We start from the raw sequence: 21,066 nt of genomic DNA, 5'->3' as shown, positions 1-21,066 counted from the left end.
AGCCAGCTGGTTTTATTAAGGACTTTATGGAGAATTTGGATTACGGTATCATAGGTAATTGCAGAAGTGCGGCACTTATTTCAAAAAATGCGTCCATCGACTGGTGCTGCTTGCCCATTTTTGATAGCGCATCTGTTTTTGCTAAAATCCTTGATGATGAGAAAGGTGGTAGCCTCTCGTTTAAGTTGAACGATGATTATCAAGTGCACCAGGAATATTTATGGCAAACCAATATCCTGAGCACGACTTTTGACAATGGCACTGACGCTTTTCAGGTCATTGACTTCATGCCTAGATACGAGCAAAAAGACGGCACTTTTTATTCACCGCCAGATATCGTGAGGTTTTTAAGGCTGCTGAAAGGCAAGCCGCAATTCAAAATTTCTTATAATCCTAGATTGAAATATGCTGCGGTTGAGACGCACTCTACTAATAAAGGAGAATACATACACAGCAATACGCAGGATGGCGAGTACGAGTCGGCATTTTTGTATAGTGATTTGGACTATGATGCGGTACTCAATCAGGAGATTATCACCTTAGAAAAGAATGCTTTTCTGTTGTTGTCGTACCACGAAAAACTAACCAGCCAGACACTGGATCGCTGTTATTTGAAATTCCAGCGCACCAAAACCTACTGGATGAACTGGAGTGAGCGCACGACTAGCTACCAGCTTTACAATGAAGAAATCGTACGCAGTGCACTTACCCTAAAAGCGCTGACCTATGAGAAATCTGGTGCCGTGCTTGCCGCTGCCACCACTAGCTTGCCCGAAACCATCGGTGAAGTAAGGAATTGGGATTATAGATTTTGCTGGATACGTGATGCATCTATGGTTATTAGAGTTATCACGAGTTTGGGTCATACCAAGTCTGCTAAGAGGTTCCTACAATTTATCGTCAACTTGATTCCAGAAAAAGATGAGAAAATCCAGATCATGTATGGTATCAATGGTGAGAAAGACCTGACTGAAGAATTTCTTGACCACCTTTCTGGTTACAAAGATTCTAGTCCAGTAAGAATAGGAAACGCTGCCTATATCCAGAAGCAAAATGACATCTATGGTATCCTGATGGAGGTAATCTATCAGCAGTTTGACCAATTTGAGACCAGTCTGGAAAATAGCGAGGAACTGTGGACTATAATAAAGAGCATCACATCGATCGTCAATAAAAACTGGCAGAAACCAGATAAAGGAATCTGGGAACTGCGTACAGAGGACAGGCATTTTGTATTCTCAAAACTATTGTGTTGGGTGGCCATAGATCGTGCGATCAAAATCAGCGAGATCATTGGTAAAAGTAGATATCTACAAGAGTGGCAAGAATTAAGGCAGACCATCCATGATGATATCTATCAAAACGGCTGGAATGATGAAGTCCAGGCATACACACAATCCTACGGCTCACCAGACCTAGATGCTTCAACGTTGTTAATGCAGCAGTACGGTTTTATAGAGGCGACCGATCCGCGATTTGTGAGTACCGTTCAAGCTACTGAGCGTGAGCTGTGCAACGATGGATTGATGTATCGTTATAAGAACAATGACGACTTTGGCGAGCCTAGCAGTTCATTTACAATTTGCACTTTTTGGCTGATTGACAGCCTGCACAAGATTGGTGAGACAGAGAAAGCAAGAGCCTATTTTGATCAGCTCCTTTCCTATAGCAACCACTTGGGCTTGTTTAGCGAGGATATTGATTTCAAGACTAAGCGTTTGCTGGGCAATTTCCCACAGGCCTATTCTCACCTGGCATTAATCGAGACTGCGATTAATTTTAATGAAAGTTCCGCTCTCTCTAAATGAAAAAAATTAAATTATAGATTTATGGTCATTCAAAATCTTACAGAAGAAGATCTATCAATGAAGTATTGGGATTATTTCTGTGCTTTGGAATATGATTTGAAGATTGCCTCCAGATATATAGACTTTACAGAAGATAACTTCTCGTCATATTCGATAGAATTTACAAGATTGCTATTATCGAGCTGCGCTGAAATTGATGTTATTCTAAAACACATTTGTAAAAAATTGACGAGCAGCTCTAAAGCAGATAATATTTACAAGTACCAAAAAGATTTAATAATCAAACTACCAGATTTATTCACAGAATCTGTTTTTATCGGATCTAATTTGAATCCCATTAAACCATACGAAGGTTGGTCCTCAAGCAAAGCTCCAAATTGGTGGACGATTCATAATAAGGTAAAGTACGAAAGAAATGAATTTTATTATGAAGCAAATCTCAAAAATGTTTTAGAAAGCATATCCGCTTTGTTTATAGCTGTTCATTATTACTATAAAATCGTTCTAACCAATGCAATGACTCAACGCAGAGGAAAATCATTTAGCTGGAAAGATTTAACTCAGGTACTAAACTCTAATATTCAATTCGTGAGATTTGAGGCCGATTATTATAATCGAAACCTCGTCATGTAAGGAATTAGATAGTTTTAATCACAAAATAAAAATCGCAACCGCAATACCTACAAATACTACAATCTGCAACCACTTCATTACTGGTGCAAACCATCTTGAAGATCTTATGAACCTTGCAGCGCTGCCGCCTAAAAAAGCTATGCTGTAGAAGACTGCGAGTGACACTAGCATGAAAATACCGCCTAGAATGTATATCTGGATCCACTCTTCTGTAGAGTTGGGAACTACAAATTGAGGCAGTAATGCCAGGAAGAACAATGTTACTTTGGTATTCAGCAGATTCATGGTGATGCCTATGCGATAAAGCTTCCACCATGAGTTGTTGTTGACCACACTAGCGTCCAGCTTAATTTCGTCGCTGGATTGATTGACTTTGTAGGCAAGGAACAACAGGTACAAGGCTCCAAAAATCTTGATAAGCAGCAGCAACCATTCATTATCTCTTAGAATTACAGCAAAGCCAAGCGCTACTACCGAGGTATGAAGTATACATCCTGTAATCAAGCCGCTTGCAACTGCGATGCCGTATCTCGCACCTCTTGCTATGGACTGCGTGAGTACGAAGATATTGTCTGGACCTGGCGATAGGGCTAGCAAGAATGCGGTGAAAGAGAATGTTAGGTAGGTTTCTAGCATTGGTGATTACAAGTGTATTACATTGAAATAATTCTTAAGCAGACACCTCAATAAATTTTGAATTAGAGTCTAGCCGATGCCGCATCGAGTGCAGCATGACAACTCAAAATTCTACAAGCCTTGTCTTAGAATCTCTTTATTGATATCTCTTACCAAAGCAGGTCCTTCATAGACAAAACCAGTGTATAGTTGTACGAGGCTGGCGCCAGCTTTTATTTTATCAATGGCATCTTGAGCGGTCATGATTCCGCCAACGCCGATGATTGGGAAAGCTCCATGGCTTTTTTCATATAGAAATTTGATGACCTGTGTCGCACGATTTGTAAGTGGTGCGCCGCTCAAACCACCTGCTTCTTTTTGCAGGGTGATATCGCTTTTAAGCTCCTTGCGCTCGATAGTCGTATTGGTTGCTATAACACCGTCAATTTGAGTGTCTTCTACGATTCCTATGATGTCCAGCAATTGCTCGTCAGTCAGGTCTGGTGCGATTTTGAGTAAAATTGGTTTGCGCTGTGGTCGTGCATTATTCAAATCTTGCAGTGTCTGCAAGATATGTGTCAATGGTTTGCGGTCTTGCAGTTCGCGTAATCCTGGTGTGTTGGGCGAGCTTACATTGACCGTGAAATAGTCCACATGGTTAAAGAGCTTATTAAAACAAATAATGTAATCCTCGACAGCTTGCTCATTAGGTGTCGTTTTGTTCTTACCTATATTGCCGCCTATCAGTACACGGTCCTCGCTGGCTTTATTATTTTTCAATCGCTCAACTGCAGCGTCAACGCCGCCATTATTAAAGCCCATGCGATTGACGATCGCCGCATCATCCTTAAGCCTGAAAAGCCTTTGTTTCGGATTTCCTTCTTGAGGTTTAGGCGTGAGCGTGCCTATTTCTACAAATCCAAAACCTAGATTGGAGAACTCTGCAAATGCTTTGGCATCCTTATCAAAACCTGCGGCCAGACCTACAGGATTTTCAAACTCTAACCCAAATAGATTTCTTTTTAATGCAGGATGCTGGAGCTTGTAACGCTTTCGCGAAAGCGTGCTAAAACCAGGCACCTTGCTCAATAATTTAATAGCCTTGAATGAGAAATGGTGTACGCCTTCTGGATCAAAACGGAACAGCAGCGGCCTGACAAGTGATTTGTACATGGTAAATGGGTTGGTCAAAAATACGATCAGTTGGCGTTTATTCTATATTTTTACAGCTCTTAAAAATCGACAGATATGAGTAAGTACGATGTTATCGTTTTGGGTAGTGGTCCTGGTGGATATGTGACTGCCATACGCGCCTCTCAACTAGGAATGAAGGTGGCTATTGTAGAGAAGGAATCGCTAGGTGGCGTGTGTCTCAATTGGGGTTGTATCCCAACAAAAGCGCTCATCAAAAGTGCTGATGTATTCAATTATTTGAATCATGCTGCAGACTATGGTTTGAAGGCAGATAATGTAGATAAAGATTTTAATGCTGTGGTAAAACGTTCTCGCGACGTGGCAGATGGCATGAGTAAAGGTGTGCAGTTCTTGATGAAAAAGAACAAGATCGACGTGATCATGGGTTACGGCACGCTTAAAAAAGCAAAGAAAATTGAGGTCAAGGCAGAAGACGGATCAACATCTACTGTTGAGGCTAACCATATTATCATCGCCACTGGTGCAAAGTCTCGCGAATTGCCAGCATTGCCACAAGATGGCAAAAAGGTTATAGGTTATCGTGAGGCGATGACACTAGAGAGCCAGCCTAAAAAGATGATCATTGTAGGTTCTGGCGCCATAGGCGTTGAGTTTGCATACTTCTATAACGCAATGGGCACTGAGGTTACTATCGTTGAATATCTAGATCGCATCGTTCCTGTTGAAGATGTGGATGTTTCAAAACAAATGGAACGCAGCTTTAAGAAAACAGGCATCAACATCATGACTTCAAGCGAGGTTACTAGTGTTGACACAAGTGGTGATGGCGTGAAGGCAACCGTGAAGACTAAAAAAGGTGAAGAAACTCTTGAGGCAGACATCGTATTAAGCGCGGTAGGTATTGAAACCAACATCAAGAGCATAGGCCTTGAAGAAGTTGGTATCTCAACAGATCGAGGTAAAGTATTAGTCAACGACTGGTACCAGACAAACATCCCAGGTTACTATGCCATTGGTGATATAACCGCTGGCCCAGCGCTGGCTCACGTTGCAAGTGCTGAAGGTATCTTGTGTGTAGAGAAAATAGCAGACATGCACGTTGAGCCACTTGATTATGGCAATATTCCTGGTTGTACCTACTCTACTCCAGAAATTGCAAGCGTAGGTTATACCGAAGCACAAGCCAAAGAAGCTGGTTATGATATTAAAGTAGGTAAGTTTCCGTTTAGTGCATCAGGGAAGGCAAGTGCTGCTGGTACTAAGGATGGCTTTGTAAAAGTAATTTTTGATGCCAAGTATGGCGAGTGGCTAGGATGTCACATGATAGGTGCTGGCGTAACCGACATGATCGCTGAAGCAGTGGTCGCGCGCAAGCTAGAAACGACTGGACACGAAGTATTAAAAGCAGTGCATCCACACCCGACTATGAGTGAGGCTGTGATGGAGGCTGTTGCAGATGCTTATGATGAAGTGATTCACTTGTAGAGAATTTTAAAGTTAACAGATTGATCTAATTCAAAAATGCTGGAGAGATTCTCCAGCATTTTTTGTTCATAGGTATTGAGCTTTTATTTCAAGTCTTTGAAGTAGAAAACTACCTCAACTTTCTCGCCTACTTTAAAACTGGACAGCATGCTTATTTCTTTGCCGTTTCCATCGGTAAGTCTGATTTGAGCAGTGTTGGGTGGCTCAGTTCCTTCTGTCAAGGCGATAAGAGTTAATTTACTTTGATCCTTGTCGAGAATCAATGGTATTTTGCGCTTGGACTTTTTAGGTGCATAGCTTTTTTCTAGGGTTTTTCCATTCAGTGAAATGGACATTGCATCACCATCTACCGTTCCTGGATCCCAGATTTCAAGATAGGCTACTTTACTATTCCATAAGACATTGAGCGTCTCGCCTCCTTTTAAGCCTTGGCGTTTATTGACATTAAAGAATGAACTTTCATTAAGTCGTTGCTTTACACTGTCTGCGATCCTTGATGTCTTATCGATTTTACGTTTCAATTTTTCTAATTTGCGCTCTGCCTTTTCCGCACTTTGTAGCATGAGTTCTCCATTGATGCATGGTTCCAGATCATCGTAGTAGCTTTTAAAGTTGCCTTCAAGATTAGATTTACCATTCAATCGACGCATTTGTCCACTGTAGTAGACGTAGCAAAAATCCAGCTCGTCGATGGGCGACTTGGTATAGATCAAATCAACTTCTCTAAATTCTAGATGATTTGATTTATCATCATAGCGACCGACAATACTATTCTTGCTCTCATGAGGACCATTGAGATCTGTGTAGGAATATCCAGAAATATAGCCATCATTTTCTATAATATCCACCTTGTACGTTATGAATGTGCTGTCTGGTAAGGCTATTAAACCGCTGTATTCAACAGTTTGAGAGGTCGCCGCGAGCATGTTAAAAAGCAAAAGAAACGTTGTAAGGCTTTTCATTAATTTGGGTATATTTGGTAAAGATAACTAACAAACAAACCTTTTTATGAAATCAAACTTTACACTTGCTGTAGTAAGTATCTTCATGCTTATCAGCTCTATCAGTTATGCTTCCTTTCCTGTGGAGCGCAATGTGGTGACTACTATAAATGTAGAAACTGCTGTAGAAGAAACAACAACTGTATTATCATCTCCAGCCGCTGTGGTGTGGGAAGAAAGTCAAACTATCGCTACAGTATTGTGGTTTTTCCTTGGCTTCGTTGCTGGACACAGATGGTACTTAGGCAGCCCTGTAGGTTGGAACATTTTATATATCCTAACTTTTGGTGGATTAGGCATCTGGGCAATTATCGACTTGATTGATATTTTGACAGGTAACTATCCTGGACTATAAGTTGCGATTACTCAAAATGAAAAGCCCTTTTTGATATTTCAAAAAGGGCTTTTTTTATTCGTAAAAGTTATTGGCAATTAAGCTTTCAATTGCTGTTTGAGTCCTTGTATGGCTAACTTGTAACCGTCCAGGCCAAAACCAGAGATGGTTCCACTGGCATTTTTTGAGACGTACGAAGTGTGTCTTATTCGTTCGCGATCCATCACATTTGAGATATGCACCTCGACCACGGGTATGCTAATTGCCGCGACAGCATCTGCTACCGCGATTGATGTGTGCGTGTAAGCGGCAGGATTGAGTACAATGCCATGAAATCCTCTCTCGCTTGCCTGTTGCAGCTCGTCGACCAATTCACCTTCAATATTGGATTGAAACATGGCAAGCTCGATATCCTTAAAATGAAACTGCAAGTCAGCAAAAAAGTCATCAAAGCTTTTATTACCGTATACGTCAGGCTCTCGTTTCCCTAGCAAATTAAGGTTGGGACCGTTTATGATAAGTAGTTTCATAGTAATCTTATTTGAAAGCTAAAATATGGTTCTTTAAGGCCTCTTATAACTTGAGTATCACACCTACATTGAAAATTGACGCTGCATTACGCAACTCTACATCTACATCTGGCCCGACGTCGAGAAGATTTAAGAACCCTGTGTAACCCTGATACTCACCGTAGAATTGCACGTCCTCACTAATGTAAAACTTGTATCCTATACCTAGATCAAGACCCAGATCAAATGGTTCAATAAAATCTTCAAGGTCAATTTCTTGACCATCTTCTAGTTCACCTTTCGCATTTAACAGGACATTTGCTGAGAAACCAAAATTCAAATACCAATTGCGCTTACCTCCAAAATGCCAGTTAGCATTTAATGGGATTTTCAAATAATTGATTTTGTCAACATTGCCAAAATCATCCTCGGCACCGTAAGGTGCATATGAAAGACCAGATCTAAGGCTCCATCTATCACTTAAATAAAAGTCAACAGTCGCGCCAGCAGCTATTGCGGTACGAGCGTCAAAACTGACGTCTTCACTAGATGAATAGGTGCTAAATGCTACTCCCAAAAGCGGTGCAATCGTGATGTCTCCCTTGTCGTTTGCCTGCGCATTCAATGTGACACCTGCTAATAATAAAAGTAATGTGGTAATAGTTGTTTTCATAATGGTTGGTTTTAAAAAGGTGCTAAAGTAGCATAAAACCATTCATCATGATGATATGAGAATATGATTTTCAATTACGCTTTCGCGAAAGCGTAATCAGCAAAATCGCGTGCTTAGTTATAATTTTATACGGGTGCCAACATGCACTGCTACAGCAAAATTGCGCACCTCAAACAATTCATTGACATTATCATAAACATCAATAAACCCAGCATAACCTTGGGCGTCAAAATATAAATCAAACCTATCGTCAAGAGGTATGCGATAACCTACTCCAAGATTGACACCAAAATCGTAATCGTTAGTGATAAAGTCTTGTTCTACTTCATTGTTGTCACTCCTCATTTCTTCAGAGGCAGTGTTAAAAAGAAACATAGGTCCAAAGTTGAATGATAAATCCTTGTATTTAGTGACGTGCAAACTAATGTTTACAGGAACAGCAATGTATCCCAATCGCTCCTCGCGTCCAGTGGCCTTTTCTTCACCACCCATAGAAGTGTACATTACTCCTGTTCTCAAACTCCAACTTTCTGACAGGAAGTAATTACCCGTAATACCTGCAGATATTCCTTGTTGTGACTTGTAATCAACATCAGCGCTCGAGGCAAATACACTATTAGAAATACCTATAAATGGCGTCACAGTCACATCACCAGACAATTGAGCATGGCAAAGAGATGAAATAAACAAAACGGAAAGTAGAATAGTAACACGCATGACTTATAAAGTTTAAAGTTGCAATATGATCATTTTACAAAAATCTTTCACTACGGTTTACAATACTATTAAGAATATCTTACATCTATTCTCAATGAATTAGCTACAAAAAGCTGAACTTCTTTCAAAGCTCAAATAGAATTATCAAATGATAAAAAAAGCCGCTCTAGAAGAGCGGCTTTAATAAAAAGTTTGATTTCAGTTGTTAGAACTTGTATCCTAAATTGATTGAAAGAACCGAGTTTGTTACATCATCATCAAAGGTCTCGTTGTCTTCATAAACATTATTTAGACCAATCATATAACGTGCTCCAAAGGCAAGACCTTCAAGTGTGGTACCTTCCTTAAACTTGTATGACATGCCACCACCAGCACTAAAGTCGATATTTTGAGCTTCAAATATGGATTGATCAAAATCAGTTCCATTAACTTCGATTTCATCATTGACAAGGAAACCAATTTGTGGTCCTGCCTCGAGAGCCAGACCTGAACCTCCTAAATAAAACTTTGCCAACACAGGAACATTGATATAGTCCAGCTTTAAGGTAGCTTCTTCTCCAAAAACCTCACCATCAAGTCCTTGCTGCGAGTAAATCGCACCCACTAGAATTCCAAATTGTTGAGACGTTTGAACCTCACCGGTGATTCCCACATTGAATCCTGTACGACCATCTGCATCTTCAATATCTTCACCAGATAATTTTGCAAAATTTGCCCCTACCTGAACTCCAAAGTCAATTTCCTGAGCTATACTCGTTGAAATAAAACCTAAAGCGATTGCTACTGTTACAAATACTTTTTTCATAATTTGAATGTTTATTTGCGGCAAAATTATTCACTCGACAATATCACAATCCCAAAAATTCGCTAAGATTGCAGATAGAATTTACATGATTTTTAACGATTTGAAATATTAGGAATCTAGCGTGGACATATTGTAAATTCACGCTAGTTCTCATTTAACATGACCTGGCAACAAGCGCTCACAGACTATAAAATCTACTTGCAATTAGAGCGCGGTATGGCTGCAAATACCATCGCTGCCTACCGGCGTGATCTTGAGAAATTCATAGAATGGATTGATCAACAGGAATCTGGATACGATCCCAAAACCATTAAACATGATGGGCTTATTCTATTTATTCATCATCTAGCCGCAACGGTGAGTCCACGTTCTCAAGCACGCGCTATCAGCAGTTTAAAAGGTTTGTTTAATTACTTGATGCTAGAAGATTATAGAGAGGACGATCCTATGGAGCTTATTCAATCGCCCAGATTAGGACGCAAGCTGCCAGATACCTTGAGTACACAAGAAATTGATCAACTTATTGCCGCCATCGATCGATCTACGGCTCATGGCGAGCGCAATCGTGTGATTCTAGAAACGCTATACAGTTGCGGCCTGCGAGTGTCTGAATTGATTAACCTCAAGATCAGCGACCTGGTTTTTCCAGATGGTTTTATCAAAGTAACCGGTAAAGGTGACAAACAGCGTTTTGTACCTATAGGAGCCTCCACCATAAAAATTATGGACGATTATTTGAATCAGGTACGCGTACACTTACCTATCCAACCGCAACATACTGATACGGTTTTCTTGAATCGTCGCGGCACGGGTCTTACCAGAGCCATGATTTTTACCATTGTAAAAGACCTAAAGCGTACGGCTGGAATCAAGAAAAAAGTAAGCCCGCATACATTCAGGCATTCATTTGCCACACACTTATTAGAGAATGGCGCCGACCTGCGCTCAATCCAACTCATGCTAGGTCATGAGAGTATCACAACGACTGAGATATATGTACACATGGATCGCGCCTACCTTCATGAAATGCTGCAAAAACACCATCCTCGCAACACGTTTGAGTGATTAGTTTCTTACAATATTAGTCAGAATAGCGATGCTCACCTGTTAACCTGCATTTTGATTTGCTATTAAAATTATGTCAAACGGTGGTGGATTATTGGGATTACGCTTTCGCGAAAGCTAACTTGTCAAAAAAAATTCATGAAAACATTAAAATTTAAGAACGGCGACGAGCTTGACGCAATAGGATTAGGAACATGGAAATCCAAACCTGGAGAGGTCAAACAAGCTGTAAAAATGGCACTGGACGCTGGATATCGTCATATTGATTGTGCATTGATCTATGGCAACGAGGCAGAAATAGGCGAGGCATTTGCAGAGGTTTTCAGTGAAGGCAAGATCAAACGCGAGGATGTCTGGATTACTTCAAAATTGTGGAACAATTCACACTTACCTAAAGATGTACAGCCTGCCATTGAAAAAACATTGAAAGATCTGCAACTGGATTATCTAGATCTTTACTTGATGCACTGGCCCGTTGCATTCAAACCAGATGTGATGAATCCAGAAGGTCCTAAAGATTTTCTAACACCACAAGAAGCGCCAGTGATAGACACCTGGAATGCGATGATTGAGCTCAAAAACAAGGGACTTGCAAAACACATAGGTGTCTCCAACTTCTCTGTTACTAAGCTTAAGGATCTACTTTCCAAAACCAACGAGGTTCCTGAAATGAATCAAGTGGAATTGCATCCATTATTACAACAAAATGATCTTTTTGAGTATTGCTCAAAACAAGGGATCCATCTTACTGCCTATTCACCGTTGGGTAGCGGCGATAGATCTGATGGTATGAAACAGGAAAATGAACCCAACATGCTGGAGCTAGAGACAGTAAAAGCCCTAGCCGATAAGCATAATGTAGAGCCAGGACAAATTCTCATTGCATGGTCGCACCAGCGCGGTACGGCAGTAATACCTAAATCTACCAGTGAAGGACATATTAAGGACAACATTGCCAGTGCTGCGGTAAATTTTGACGAACAGGACATGAAAGACCTCGCTGGATTAGATCGTCACTATAGATATGTGACCGGTAAATTCTTTGAGGTGCCAGAAAAGGGATATGAAAATATTTATGACGAGTAAAATTCGTACAATACTGAGTATAAAAATACCCTTTAAAGGGTATTTTTTTTACCTAAAGTTCTAGTGATATTTACCATGTCTTTAAAATAGCAATGCACACGTTCAACGCATTGATCTCAATTAAAGGCAGTATTTGTTATATCAATTTATGGAAAGTAGTGAGAAACTTGTTTCTCCTAAGGGGCTACAAAAAGTAAATTGATCTAAGTTTTCAGGATTAGGGGCCTGAAAGCAAAAAACCGCTCAGTTGAGCGGTTTTTTAGTTCTATAATTTTAAGTCCTGTGATTACTTAGCAATGTTTACCGCTCTGGTTTCTCGTATAACGGTGACCTTTACCTGACCTGGATAAGTCATATCGGTCTGGATTTTTTGTGAAATCTCAAAAGATAGTTGTCCAGCTTTCTCATCACTTATTTTTTCACTTTCTACCATTACTCGCAATTCTCTACCTGCTTGGATAGCATAAGCTTTCTCAACACCATTAAACCCAAAAGCTATATCCTCAAGATCTTTCAATCGCTGGATGTAAGAATCTAACACCTGACGTCTCGCGCCTGGTCTCGCGCCGCTTATCGCGTCACATACCTGCACAATAGGTGACAATAAGGATGTCATCTCTATCTCATCGTGGTGAGCACCAATAGCGTTGCACACTTCTCCTTTTTCACCATGTTTTTCAGCTAGTTTCATTCCTAGGATTGCGTGTGGAGTCTCATCCTCAGTTTCAGGTACTTTACCTATATCATGTAACAGTCCAGCGCGCTTGGCAAGTTTGGGGTTCAACCCTAATTCTGATGCCATGGTACCACATAACTTTGCCACCTCGCGGCTGTGTTGTAATAGGTTTTGACCATAAGATGAACGGTACTTCATACGTCCTACCATTTTGATCAATTCTGGATGTAAACCATGAATTCCTAAATCGATTACCGTACGTTTTCCTACCTCAGCAATTTCTTGATCAATCTGCTTTCTGGTCTTGCGCACTACTTCTTCAATACGTGCTGGGTGAATACGACCATCAGTCACCAACTTGTGTAGTGATAGTCTAGCTACCTCGCGACGCACTGCATCAAAACAAGAAAGTATGATAGCATCTGGAGTATCATCCACAATAATTTCTACACCAGTAGCGGCTTCAATAGCTCTAATGTTACGTCCTTCTCTACCAATGATACGTCCCTTGACATCGTCACTTTCTAGATTGAATACTGATACGCAGTTTTCAACTGCTTCTTCAGTTCCTATGCGTTGTATGGTATTGATGATCACCTTGCGAGCTTCTTGTTGTGCGGTAAGCTTTGCCTCTTCAATAGTGCTTTGAACAATAGACATAGCCTCGGTACGCGCAGTGTCTTTAAGCGATTCTACTAGCTGTTTTTTAGCATCTTCTCCAGACATACCACTGATTACCTCAAGCTGCTTGATTTGCTGCTGGTGCATCTTTTCAGTCTCTTCTTGTTTCTTGAGAATAGCGCTACGCTTCTCATCAAGATCTTTTTGCTTGCTCTCTAGCGACTGGTTGAGTTTCTTGCTGTTGGCTAGTTCGCTAGAAACCTTAGACTCCTTATCTCTGGTGCGTTTCTCGCTGTCGCCTATTTTCTTCTCGCGCTGCATGATTTCTTTCTCATGCTTTGCCTTGAGCTCAATAAATTTTTCTTTGGCTCGATATGTTTTTTCAGATTTGATTTTCTCGCCTTCCACCTCGGCATCTTTGACTATTGATGCTGCCTCTTTTTTAGCATCTGCGATGAGTTGTGAGGCCTTGCCTTTCTCGACGATTGACTTTGCAATAAAAAAGCCTACTGCTAGACCTATAATAAGAGCGACTACGGCCGCTATGATAGTTGTTGTATCCATGGAATTAATATATAAAAAAACCTGCACGAGTTAGGGTTTTGTATGAACTCCTTAAATAAAGTTTAAGGCTAACTGGCTGATCAAGGATCCGGCTCTAGGCCGGCTTGCTTTTACAACCACGACTCACCTTTTTTAAAGAATTATGTGTTGAGTTCACCAAAAAATGAAACAAGTGCAGGTAGTAACTGTTGTATTTAAAGAACGTCTATGATATATGCTGCTGTAGTAGCTGGTCCAGAACCTGTAATCGTTCTAGTGCCTCGCTACCATGGGCATCACTATCAATATTTTTTTGCTCTGATCTTGCTGCAAATTGCAGCGCACACATGGCAAGAACATCTTGCTTATCGCGCACGGCATAGCTTTTCTCCAGTTGGGTAATCATTTCCTGGATACTTTTTGCCGCCTTGCGCAATCCTTCTTCTTTAGAAGGATCTATATTCAAAGGATAGACTCTATCTGCAATCGATATGTTGATCTTGAGTTTATCCATGATATTAAGCCAGTTGTGCAATGCATTGGTCAATTTCTCTCACCAGCGCATTTATCTTGAGCTTTGTTTTTGCTTTATAATCATCACTACCTAGCATCGCATTTGCCGTCTTGAGTGCAACGATGTGCTCGTTGCTTGTTTTAAGAGTTTCTTGAGCATCATTCAAATCCTTTTCAAGACTTGCGATACGTTCTTGACTAGCAGCATGTTCCTGCGCAAGTCTATTATTCTCTTCAATCAATGTCCTGATCTTGAGTTCAATCTGGTTAATCTGGTTCAAAAACTGGGACATAACGACAAAATAATGCGGTTATATCAAAAATACCTTTCCCAATAGACAATTCAAATATTTATGGAACAAACTTTGAAAAGCTTTTGTCATCCATTATTCACGCTCTATATTTAGTCATGCAGTCACGATACTTCCTATTTGTTTTCCTTGCTTTTTTTATGTTACGCTTCGGCGAAAGCCAAACTATACAAAATCTACCACAGGATTATTTCCAGCATCCTCTTGATATAGAGCTCAAATTAAGCGGAACCTTTGGTGAGTTGCGTTCCAATCACTTTCATAGCGGTCTAGACATTAAAACAAACCAACGCACTGGTGCCAAAGTGTACGCAGCAGCTTCTGGATATGTGAGTCGTATCAAGATTGAACACTACGGCTATGGTAAGGCACTTTATATAACGCATCCTAACGGCTACACAACAGTTTATGCGCATTTAAAGAACTTCTCACCACGCATTGAAGAATACCTCAAGAAAAAACAATATGCTGCGGAGAGTTATACCATCCAATTATATCCTGATGATCTGGACTTGCGCGTGGATAAAGGTGAAGTAGTTGCCTATAGCGGTAATACTGGTGGCAGTGGTGGCCCGCATTTACATTTTGAAATACGCGACAGCAGCGCCAGACCCATGAATCCATTTATGTTTGGGATTGATGTGGCAGATTCTAGAAGACCTCTTGTTAAGCAAGTCAAAGCATATCCATTGAGTGATGATGCGACTATAAATGGCAAACATGAGAGTAAATTATTGCGCGTGATTCCTCTAAAAGATGGCAAGTTCAAGACTGAGAAATTTAGCGCATATGGAAAAATAGGTATAGGTGTCAATACCAACGATCGACTAGATGCGGCTAATAACCAGAATGGGATCTATCATGTCAATACGTATTTCAACGGTAAGAAGAATTTTGAAATGACGTTTGACAAATACACATTTGCCGAGACACGATACATCAATCAAATGATTGATTATGAACATTTCAAAAATTCCAAGAGCAGAATTTCCAAATTCTACGTTCCTGACGGCAGTCCCTTAAGTTTGTATGGCAAGACTATCGACAATGGTAAACTAACGCTAGTTGATCCTGGGACAACGCATCAATTCAAGGCAGAAATCCAAGATTTCAAGGGTAATGAAAGCGTCCTGCTGCTGGACATTTACAATGAAGAAGCTACAGAAATTGAAATGGTAGACGCCGGTGACGCTACTTATGTGCCTGCACAACAAACCTTCACTAAGACCCTAGGAGCATTTGACCTTACCATACCAACAGGTAGTTTATATGAAGACGCCTTGCTTAACATCAAACAACATACCGACACGCTCAAGATTCATCACGATGTGATACCGTTGCATAAAAACATGATCATATCGTATGATATGAATAGCAAGAAAGGTGATGACATGAGCAAATACTACCTCGCAAGAATCACATCATGGGGCGCTGCGTATCACGTGCGGTCAAAACTCAAGGGAAATACCTTGACCGCTTACACCAGAACTTTGGGAACTTATAGCGTGAGAAAAGATACCGAGGCGCCCACCATTAAAACAATCAATTTTAAAGATGGTCAATGGATAAGCAAGAATAAAACGCTTAAATTATCTATTGACGATAAAGACTCTGGTATTGACGGCTACCGAGCTACGGTAAATGGCAAATTCATCTTGATGGAATATGACTATAAGACTAATAGTTTGACACACGATTTTGCCGATGGCGTAGTGACCGACAGCAATAATGAACTCAAGGTCATCGTTACAGATAATGTGGGAAATAGCACTAAATTTGAGGCCACATTCAACCGAAAGAGTTAAATCGCAGTATTGAGAAATTTACTTTTACTCCTATTACCTTTATTTTTAATTCAAGCAAGTCTGGCGCAAACTGCTACGTTTCAAGGTGTTGTACTCAATAAGGATCAGCAACCTATTGCTAATGTAAATATCTCACTAGCCAACGATTCAAGCACGGGAACTGCAAGTAATGCCACTGGTTTCTATCAATTACAAGTGCCATCAAATCAATCACTAGAAATAAGGTTTACCAGCATCAATTTTAAACCTGTTGTCATTAAAGACTTGCGTTTGAAGCCAGGTGAGATTTTTGAATTCAACCCAGTGCTTGATGTGAATGTTGAGCAATTTGCAGAGGTTGTCATTACTAATAGAAATACTAGAGAATTTAGAGGTATTACCACTATTGAACCAGAACTTTTAAGACGTATTCCAGGCGCGCAGCCAGGTATTGAGAACATCCTTCTTTCCTTACCTGGCGTGAATAACAATAATGAATTAAGCACGCAGTATGCAGTGCGTGGCGGTAATTATGACGAGAACTTGATTTATATTAATGAGATCGAGGTATATCGTCCATTCTTGATACGCAGCGGTCAACAGGAAGGTTTGAGTGTGGTAAATTCTGATTTGGTGCGTTCGGTAGATTTTTCAGCAGGTGGTTTCCAGGCAAAATATGGCGATAAATTGAGTAGCGTCTTGAATATTGATTATAGACGCCCTACAGATTTTGGCGCTGGTATAGACGCCAGCTTATTGGGTGCAAGTGCGTTTGTAGAGGGTACCGCTTTCGCGAAAGCGTTAACAGCCATTGTCGGACTGCGCTATAGGGACAACAGTCTATTTATCAACTCAAGAGAAACACAGGCCAACGCCGTGCCGCGATTCTTTGATGCGCAAGCCTATTTGACCTACCAGATCACACCAAAGTTTCAGCTGGATTTTTTGGGAAACATTGCTGTCAACAGTTATGATTTTGAACCAGAAGATCGACAGACAAACTTTGGTACCGTACAAGAACCACAGGCAGTGGTCATTAATTATGATGGACAGGAAGAAGACCAGTATGAAACTTATTTTGGAGCGCTCAAGGCTAGTTATGATGTAAGTGAACAGCTTAATTTGAGGTTTATCAGTAGCGTTTATTTGACTCAAGAGCAAGAGCATTATGACATTCTAGCCAGATATGGATTGGGCAGGCCTAATACCGATATAGGTAGCGACGATCTAGGTGAGGTAGATTTTGTCACAGGAATAGGATCAGAATTAGAGCATGGTCGCAATGATCTTGATGCACTTATAGGGACTGTTGAGCATCGAGGTACTTATGTATTTGACGATGGCAAAAAGGAGAGCGATCTGCTGGAATGGGGCGTTAAAGTCAATGTGGAGAATATACGCGATCGTGTGAGAGAATACACGGTGATTGACAGTGCTGGTTTTAGCGTGCGACCACCATTTGCAGACTTGCGCAATGATGAACCCTACACACCATTTAGCGCGCCGCTGGTGCCTTTTACTAGTATTAGAGCCGATAATGATGTGGACATACAACGATTACAAGCCTTTGCGCAATACAGCAGTCGCGGTTATCTAGGTGATCATGAGATATTCTGGAATCTAGGAGCTCGTACACATACCTGGAATGTAAGTGGTGATGGCATCGAGAGTGTTACCCAAACGGTATTCTCGCCGCGTGGTCAGTTTGCTATCAAACCGGATTGGGCAAATACGGACATGCTCTTTAGGCTATCGACAGGTATTTATCACCAACCACCTTTTTATAGAGAATTGCGCGATGAAAATGGAGCCGTTGTGCCAGATGTTAAGGCACAGCAATCCTTTCACCTTGTACTGGGTAATGACTGGAGTTTTAGCTGGAATGATAGACCTTTTAAGTTGACGAGCGAGGCTTATTATAAAAATTTAAGCGACGTCAACACATACACATTAGAAAATGTACGCATACGCTATCGTGCAAACAATGAGGCGACTGCCTACGCTTATGGAGCCGATCTACGCTTAAATGGTGAATTCATCAAAGGCACGGAAAGTTGGATATCTGCTGGTTATCTTAAAACTGAGGAAAACCTAAACGATCGCGGCTTTATCTCTAGACCTACAGACCAGCGATTAAAATTTGCAATGCTTTTTCAGGATTATGTGCCCAACATACCTCAAGTGCGCATGTACTTGAACCTTGTTTATAATACTGGATTACCTGGTGGCTCACCCAATTATGCAGATCCTTATGACTTCCAATTCCGACTGCGAGATTATCGTCGTGCGGATGTGGGTATCAATTATGTATTCAAGGATGCGCAGAATGACAGCCGTACCTTCTCAAAATTTGATGAAGTATTTATAGGCGTTGAGCTGTACAACATGTTCGACAACCAAAATAGCATTACTAATATATGGGTACGCGACATCGCCAATTCACGCCAGATAGCTATACCTAATTTTTTGACGCCACGAGTTCTTAATTTCAGGCTGGCGATGAGGTTCTGATTAATAGTCGTCAGTTGTCAGTTGTCAGTCGTCAGTTAAATTATCAAATGACTTTATTACAACAAGACGACTAGAATGCTTGAAAATTACTTTAGGCTGTCCAAATACTCCTTCAAAACACCAACAACATAATCCAGCTCTTCTCTAGTATTATAGATCGAGAAGCTAAATCTTAAACTTGGTTTGTTGAGATCCTCATCATTCAGGACTTGCGATAAAACGTGAGATCCTTTCTGGCTACCGCTTTGACAGGCACTACCTTTTGAACAGGCAATTCCTTTCAAGTCCATGGTAAATAATAGCATGGCAGCTTTGTCTGCATCGCATGGCAAGCAAACATTGAGCAAGGTGTACGTACTGTTTTCATGATCGCCACATTTTCCATTGAATTTTACCGCTGGTATTTGCTTCTCTAGCTCTTGCTTAAAATACTCTTTGAGACCTCGTACATAAGCACGCTCTTTTTCAAGATTATCGTACGCTATTTGTAGCGCGATATCCATGCCCACTATATTATGGACGCTCTCTGTACCAGCACGTATGCCGCGCTCTTGGGAACCACCCAAAATCAATGGTTTGAGTCCAGTACCTTTACGTATAAAAGCAAAACCAACACCTTTGGGTCCATGAAACTTGTGCGCGCTCACCGCCGTAAAATCTACAGGTGTATTTTTAAGATCTACTTCATAGTGTCCTATAGATTGTACGCAATCACTATGAAATAATGCACCATGTTCTCGACACAGCTTACCTACTCGATCTAGGTCTAGTTGATTACCTATCTCATTATTGATATGCATGAGAGAAACCAGCGTTTTTTCATCACTAGCGTTAAGTAGTTTTTCTAGATGCTCATAATCTGGCGTACCGCATTCTTGCAGATTGACATGCTGTACAGTTGTACCATATTTTGCTGCACAATAATCCACAATATAAACCACTGCATGATGCTCAATACCAGTGGTGATGATGCGTTTTACATCTAGATCACGCACGCAACTATGGATAGCTAGATTATCAGCCTCAGTGCCGCCAGAGGTAAAAATGATTTCTGCTGCGGTGACGTTAAGTTGCTTTGCAATATTTTTACGAGCTGTTTCAATCAACGATTTTGCACTACGACCGTAGCTGTGTGTTGAACTAGGGTTACCATGCACCTCACTCATGACTTGCACCATGCGCTCCACAACTTCAGGACGCATTTGTGTGGTGGCAGCATTGTCTAGATAAACTTGCTTCATGTTTGCAAAAGTATATAATCTACCTACATATTAAACGTTTATCAACTTCAAACTGATCGCTTACCTTTGAATTCATGAAAAAGATATTACCCTTATTAATTGCCAGCATCATCTTATCTTGTGATGACGGTGACATCGTTGTCGAGGATTTGGATTTTGACGGCGTGGCACTACAGGCCTGTTTGCCTACCGCTACAACAGGAGATCGAGACTACGTATTCTATAAAATTGACCAGAGCAATTTTGAAAGCCTTTCTCTTGAATTTTCTACTAGCGATGATATTTTAACGGTTGATGGTACTTATAGTGACTTTGATTTAAACAACGACAACATTGTTGATTATCGTCGATACAACGCTGCTCCAGATAGAGACTATTTTTGCGGTAATGTACCACCGGTCTCACCTCGAGTAACAGAATCCTTTGATGCAGAGAACGGAACCTTTATTATTACCACGACTACTTTTTCGCTTGATGATAACGATGGCATACCATCAGATCTTGAATCAGGTCTAGACTCAGATAATGATGGATTACCAGATAACATTGATACAGACGATGATGGTGACAATGTCCCCACAAATCAAGAAGGCGTCGTAATCGTCAATGGACAGATATCGATGAACTTGAGTCTAGATACAGACGGCGATAATATACCTAACTATCTAGATCCTGATGATGACGGCGATGGCATCCCAACAATACAGGAAGACCTCAATGGTAATCTGGACCCTCGAGATGATCTAGATGAAGATGAAACGCCGTTTTATCTAAACGCAGAAATTAGAGCCGAAGCGTCAACGCCTATAAACGAATACAGACCTAATAGCTATACTAGACGCAGCGCACTCCAATTTGATTTTCAAAATCTGGTACTCAATGGCGAAGGCAAGGAATTGGTCTTTGACCAATTAGATTTTGGATCTTTCACTACATCAGGTATTTCAATTACAGTTACACCAGAATTTGTAGAGGACTAG

General features: G+C 40.8%; 20 protein-coding genes and 1 other RNA gene. 9 read left to right on the top strand and 12 right to left on the bottom strand.

What is annotated here, in order from left to right; genetic code table 11:
• The first annotated feature begins 26 nt into the window (after nucleotides 1-26).
• Nucleotides 27-1,808 carry a glycoside hydrolase family 15 protein gene (locus EJ995_RS05945; protein WP_126446586.1) on the top strand — a complete coding sequence of 594 codons (1,782 nt, stop codon included), beginning with the start codon at nucleotides 27-29 and terminating at the stop codon, nucleotides 1,806-1,808.
• Nucleotides 1,809-1,829: 21 nt separating this feature from the next.
• A complete protein-coding gene (locus EJ995_RS05940; RefSeq protein ID WP_126446584.1) occupies nucleotides 1,830-2,441 on the top strand; it encodes a hypothetical protein in 612 nt (203 codons plus the stop codon).
• Nucleotides 2,442-2,459: 18 nt separating this feature from the next.
• Here EJ995_RS05940 and EJ995_RS05935 read toward each other — a convergent pair whose 3' ends face one another.
• Nucleotides 2,460-3,077, bottom strand: a complete 618-nt coding sequence (locus EJ995_RS05935) for a LysE family translocator (RefSeq protein ID WP_126446582.1) — start codon at nucleotides 3,075-3,077, stop codon at nucleotides 2,460-2,462.
• A gap of 111 nt (nucleotides 3,078-3,188) precedes the next feature.
• On the bottom strand, nucleotides 3,189-4,229 hold the full coding sequence (locus EJ995_RS05930; protein ID WP_126446580.1) for a quinone-dependent dihydroorotate dehydrogenase: 1,041 nt from the start codon (nucleotides 4,227-4,229) through the stop codon (nucleotides 3,189-3,191).
• A 75-nt stretch (nucleotides 4,230-4,304) separates the two neighbouring features.
• Here EJ995_RS05930 and lpdA point away from each other — a divergent pair, with 75 nt between their 5' ends.
• Nucleotides 4,305-5,696, top strand: a complete 1,392-nt coding sequence (gene lpdA / locus EJ995_RS05925) for a dihydrolipoyl dehydrogenase (RefSeq protein WP_126446578.1) — start codon at nucleotides 4,305-4,307, stop codon at nucleotides 5,694-5,696.
• An 83-nt stretch (nucleotides 5,697-5,779) separates the two neighbouring features.
• Here lpdA and EJ995_RS05920 read toward each other — a convergent pair whose 3' ends face one another.
• The gene (locus EJ995_RS05920; RefSeq protein ID WP_126446576.1) at nucleotides 5,780-6,658 is read right to left on the bottom strand and encodes a hypothetical protein; all 879 of its coding nucleotides are present in this window, start codon (nucleotides 6,656-6,658) and stop codon (nucleotides 5,780-5,782) included.
• A gap of 46 nt (nucleotides 6,659-6,704) precedes the next feature.
• Here EJ995_RS05920 and EJ995_RS05915 point away from each other — a divergent pair, with 46 nt between their 5' ends.
• On the top strand, nucleotides 6,705-7,052 hold the full coding sequence (locus EJ995_RS05915; protein ID WP_126446574.1) for a TM2 domain-containing protein: 348 nt from the start codon (nucleotides 6,705-6,707) through the stop codon (nucleotides 7,050-7,052).
• Between the two features lie 77 nt (nucleotides 7,053-7,129).
• Here EJ995_RS05915 and aroQ read toward each other — a convergent pair whose 3' ends face one another.
• From aroQ to EJ995_RS05895, 4 genes are all read right to left on the bottom strand, one after another.
• Entirely contained in the window at nucleotides 7,130-7,561 is a 432-nt protein-coding gene (gene aroQ / locus EJ995_RS05910) for a type II 3-dehydroquinate dehydratase (RefSeq protein ID WP_126446572.1), read from the bottom strand.
• Between the two features lie 43 nt (nucleotides 7,562-7,604).
• On the bottom strand, nucleotides 7,605-8,213 hold the full coding sequence (locus EJ995_RS05905) for a porin family protein (protein ID WP_164549874.1): 609 nt from the start codon (nucleotides 8,211-8,213) through the stop codon (nucleotides 7,605-7,607).
• A 117-nt stretch (nucleotides 8,214-8,330) separates the two neighbouring features.
• A complete protein-coding gene (locus tag EJ995_RS05900) occupies nucleotides 8,331-8,930 on the bottom strand; it encodes a porin family protein (RefSeq protein ID WP_126446568.1) in 600 nt (199 codons plus the stop codon).
• 205 nt (nucleotides 8,931-9,135) lie between these two features.
• On the bottom strand, nucleotides 9,136-9,735 hold the full coding sequence (locus tag EJ995_RS05895; RefSeq protein ID WP_126446567.1) for a porin family protein: 600 nt from the start codon (nucleotides 9,733-9,735) through the stop codon (nucleotides 9,136-9,138).
• Between the two features lie 159 nt (nucleotides 9,736-9,894).
• Here EJ995_RS05895 and xerD point away from each other — a divergent pair, with 159 nt between their 5' ends.
• Nucleotides 9,895-10,800 carry a site-specific tyrosine recombinase XerD gene (gene xerD / locus EJ995_RS05890; RefSeq protein ID WP_126446565.1) on the top strand — a complete coding sequence of 302 codons (906 nt, stop codon included), beginning with the start codon at nucleotides 9,895-9,897 and terminating at the stop codon, nucleotides 10,798-10,800.
• 138 nt (nucleotides 10,801-10,938) lie between these two features.
• On the top strand, nucleotides 10,939-11,886 hold the full coding sequence (locus tag EJ995_RS05885; protein ID WP_126446563.1) for an aldo/keto reductase: 948 nt from the start codon (nucleotides 10,939-10,941) through the stop codon (nucleotides 11,884-11,886).
• 286 nt (nucleotides 11,887-12,172) lie between these two features.
• Here EJ995_RS05885 and rny read toward each other — a convergent pair whose 3' ends face one another.
• The 4 genes from rny to EJ995_RS05865 form a co-directional block, all read right to left on the bottom strand.
• Complete coding sequence (rny, locus tag EJ995_RS05880; protein WP_126446561.1) at nucleotides 12,173-13,747, bottom strand: ribonuclease Y; 1,575 nt, start codon at nucleotides 13,745-13,747, stop codon at nucleotides 12,173-12,175.
• A 44-nt stretch (nucleotides 13,748-13,791) separates the two neighbouring features.
• Nucleotides 13,792-13,900: non-coding RNA, 6S RNA (gene ssrS / locus EJ995_RS05875), on the bottom strand.
• Between the two features lie 52 nt (nucleotides 13,901-13,952).
• Nucleotides 13,953-14,243 (bottom strand): cell division protein ZapA, encoded by a 291-nt coding sequence (locus tag EJ995_RS05870; RefSeq protein ID WP_164549932.1) that lies wholly within the window; start codon nucleotides 14,241-14,243, stop codon nucleotides 13,953-13,955.
• 1 nt (nucleotide 14,244) lies between these two features.
• Nucleotides 14,245-14,532 carry a hypothetical protein gene (locus EJ995_RS05865; RefSeq protein ID WP_126446557.1) on the bottom strand — a complete coding sequence of 96 codons (288 nt, stop codon included), beginning with the start codon at nucleotides 14,530-14,532 and terminating at the stop codon, nucleotides 14,245-14,247.
• 116 nt (nucleotides 14,533-14,648) lie between these two features.
• Here EJ995_RS05865 and EJ995_RS05860 point away from each other — a divergent pair, with 116 nt between their 5' ends.
• Both EJ995_RS05860 and EJ995_RS05855 read left to right on the top strand, forming a co-directional pair.
• A complete protein-coding gene (locus EJ995_RS05860; RefSeq protein ID WP_126446555.1) occupies nucleotides 14,649-16,355 on the top strand; it encodes a M23 family metallopeptidase in 1,707 nt (568 codons plus the stop codon).
• 9 nt (nucleotides 16,356-16,364) lie between these two features.
• On the top strand, nucleotides 16,365-18,845 hold the full coding sequence (locus EJ995_RS05855) for a TonB-dependent receptor (RefSeq protein ID WP_126446553.1): 2,481 nt from the start codon (nucleotides 16,365-16,367) through the stop codon (nucleotides 18,843-18,845).
• Between the two features lie 86 nt (nucleotides 18,846-18,931).
• Here EJ995_RS05855 and EJ995_RS05850 read toward each other — a convergent pair whose 3' ends face one another.
• Nucleotides 18,932-20,086 (bottom strand): cysteine desulfurase family protein, encoded by a 1,155-nt coding sequence (locus tag EJ995_RS05850; protein ID WP_126446551.1) that lies wholly within the window; start codon nucleotides 20,084-20,086, stop codon nucleotides 18,932-18,934.
• A gap of 74 nt (nucleotides 20,087-20,160) precedes the next feature.
• Between EJ995_RS05850 and EJ995_RS05845 the strand changes: the two genes are divergently transcribed.
• Nucleotides 20,161-21,066 carry a hypothetical protein gene (locus EJ995_RS05845; protein WP_126446549.1) on the top strand — a complete coding sequence of 302 codons (906 nt, stop codon included), beginning with the start codon at nucleotides 20,161-20,163 and terminating at the stop codon, nucleotides 21,064-21,066.

This window comes from Nonlabens ponticola (genome assembly GCF_003966335.1).
GTDB lineage: Bacteria > Bacteroidota > Bacteroidia > Flavobacteriales > Flavobacteriaceae > Nonlabens > Nonlabens ponticola.
This window is presented reverse-complemented; position numbering and strand designations above follow the sequence as displayed.

Bases quoted from the DNA above. Each gene is read 5' to 3' on its own strand.
- EJ995_RS05945 (WP_126446586.1), top strand. From the start codon at position 27: ATGGAGAATTTGGATTACGGTATCATAGGTAATTGCAGAAGTGCGGCA.
- EJ995_RS05940 (WP_126446584.1), top strand. From the start codon at position 1,830: ATGGTCATTCAAAATCTTACAGAAGAAGATCTATCAATGAAGTATTGG.
- EJ995_RS05935 (WP_126446582.1), bottom strand. From the start codon at position 3,077: ATGCTAGAAACCTACCTAACATTCTCTTTCACCGCATTCTTGCTAGCC.
- EJ995_RS05930 (WP_126446580.1), bottom strand. From the start codon at position 4,229: ATGTACAAATCACTTGTCAGGCCGCTGCTGTTCCGTTTTGATCCAGAA.
- lpdA (WP_126446578.1), top strand. From the start codon at position 4,305: ATGAGTAAGTACGATGTTATCGTTTTGGGTAGTGGTCCTGGTGGATAT.
- EJ995_RS05920 (WP_126446576.1), bottom strand. From the start codon at position 6,658: ATGAAAAGCCTTACAACGTTTCTTTTGCTTTTTAACATGCTCGCGGCG.
- EJ995_RS05915 (WP_126446574.1), top strand. From the start codon at position 6,705: ATGAAATCAAACTTTACACTTGCTGTAGTAAGTATCTTCATGCTTATC.
- aroQ (WP_126446572.1), bottom strand. From the start codon at position 7,561: ATGAAACTACTTATCATAAACGGTCCCAACCTTAATTTGCTAGGGAAA.
- EJ995_RS05905 (WP_164549874.1), bottom strand. From the start codon at position 8,213: ATGAAAACAACTATTACCACATTACTTTTATTATTAGCAGGTGTCACA.
- EJ995_RS05900 (WP_126446568.1), bottom strand. From the start codon at position 8,930: ATGCGTGTTACTATTCTACTTTCCGTTTTGTTTATTTCATCTCTTTGC.
- EJ995_RS05895 (WP_126446567.1), bottom strand. From the start codon at position 9,735: ATGAAAAAAGTATTTGTAACAGTAGCAATCGCTTTAGGTTTTATTTCA.
- xerD (WP_126446565.1), top strand. From the start codon at position 9,895: ATGACCTGGCAACAAGCGCTCACAGACTATAAAATCTACTTGCAATTA.
- EJ995_RS05885 (WP_126446563.1), top strand. From the start codon at position 10,939: ATGAAAACATTAAAATTTAAGAACGGCGACGAGCTTGACGCAATAGGA.
- rny (WP_126446561.1), bottom strand. From the start codon at position 13,747: ATGGATACAACAACTATCATAGCGGCCGTAGTCGCTCTTATTATAGGT.
- EJ995_RS05865 (WP_126446557.1), bottom strand. From the start codon at position 14,532: ATGTCCCAGTTTTTGAACCAGATTAACCAGATTGAACTCAAGATCAGG.
- EJ995_RS05860 (WP_126446555.1), top strand. From the start codon at position 14,649: ATGCAGTCACGATACTTCCTATTTGTTTTCCTTGCTTTTTTTATGTTA.
- EJ995_RS05850 (WP_126446551.1), bottom strand. From the start codon at position 20,086: ATGAAGCAAGTTTATCTAGACAATGCTGCCACCACACAAATGCGTCCT.
- EJ995_RS05845 (WP_126446549.1), top strand. From the start codon at position 20,161: ATGAAAAAGATATTACCCTTATTAATTGCCAGCATCATCTTATCTTGT.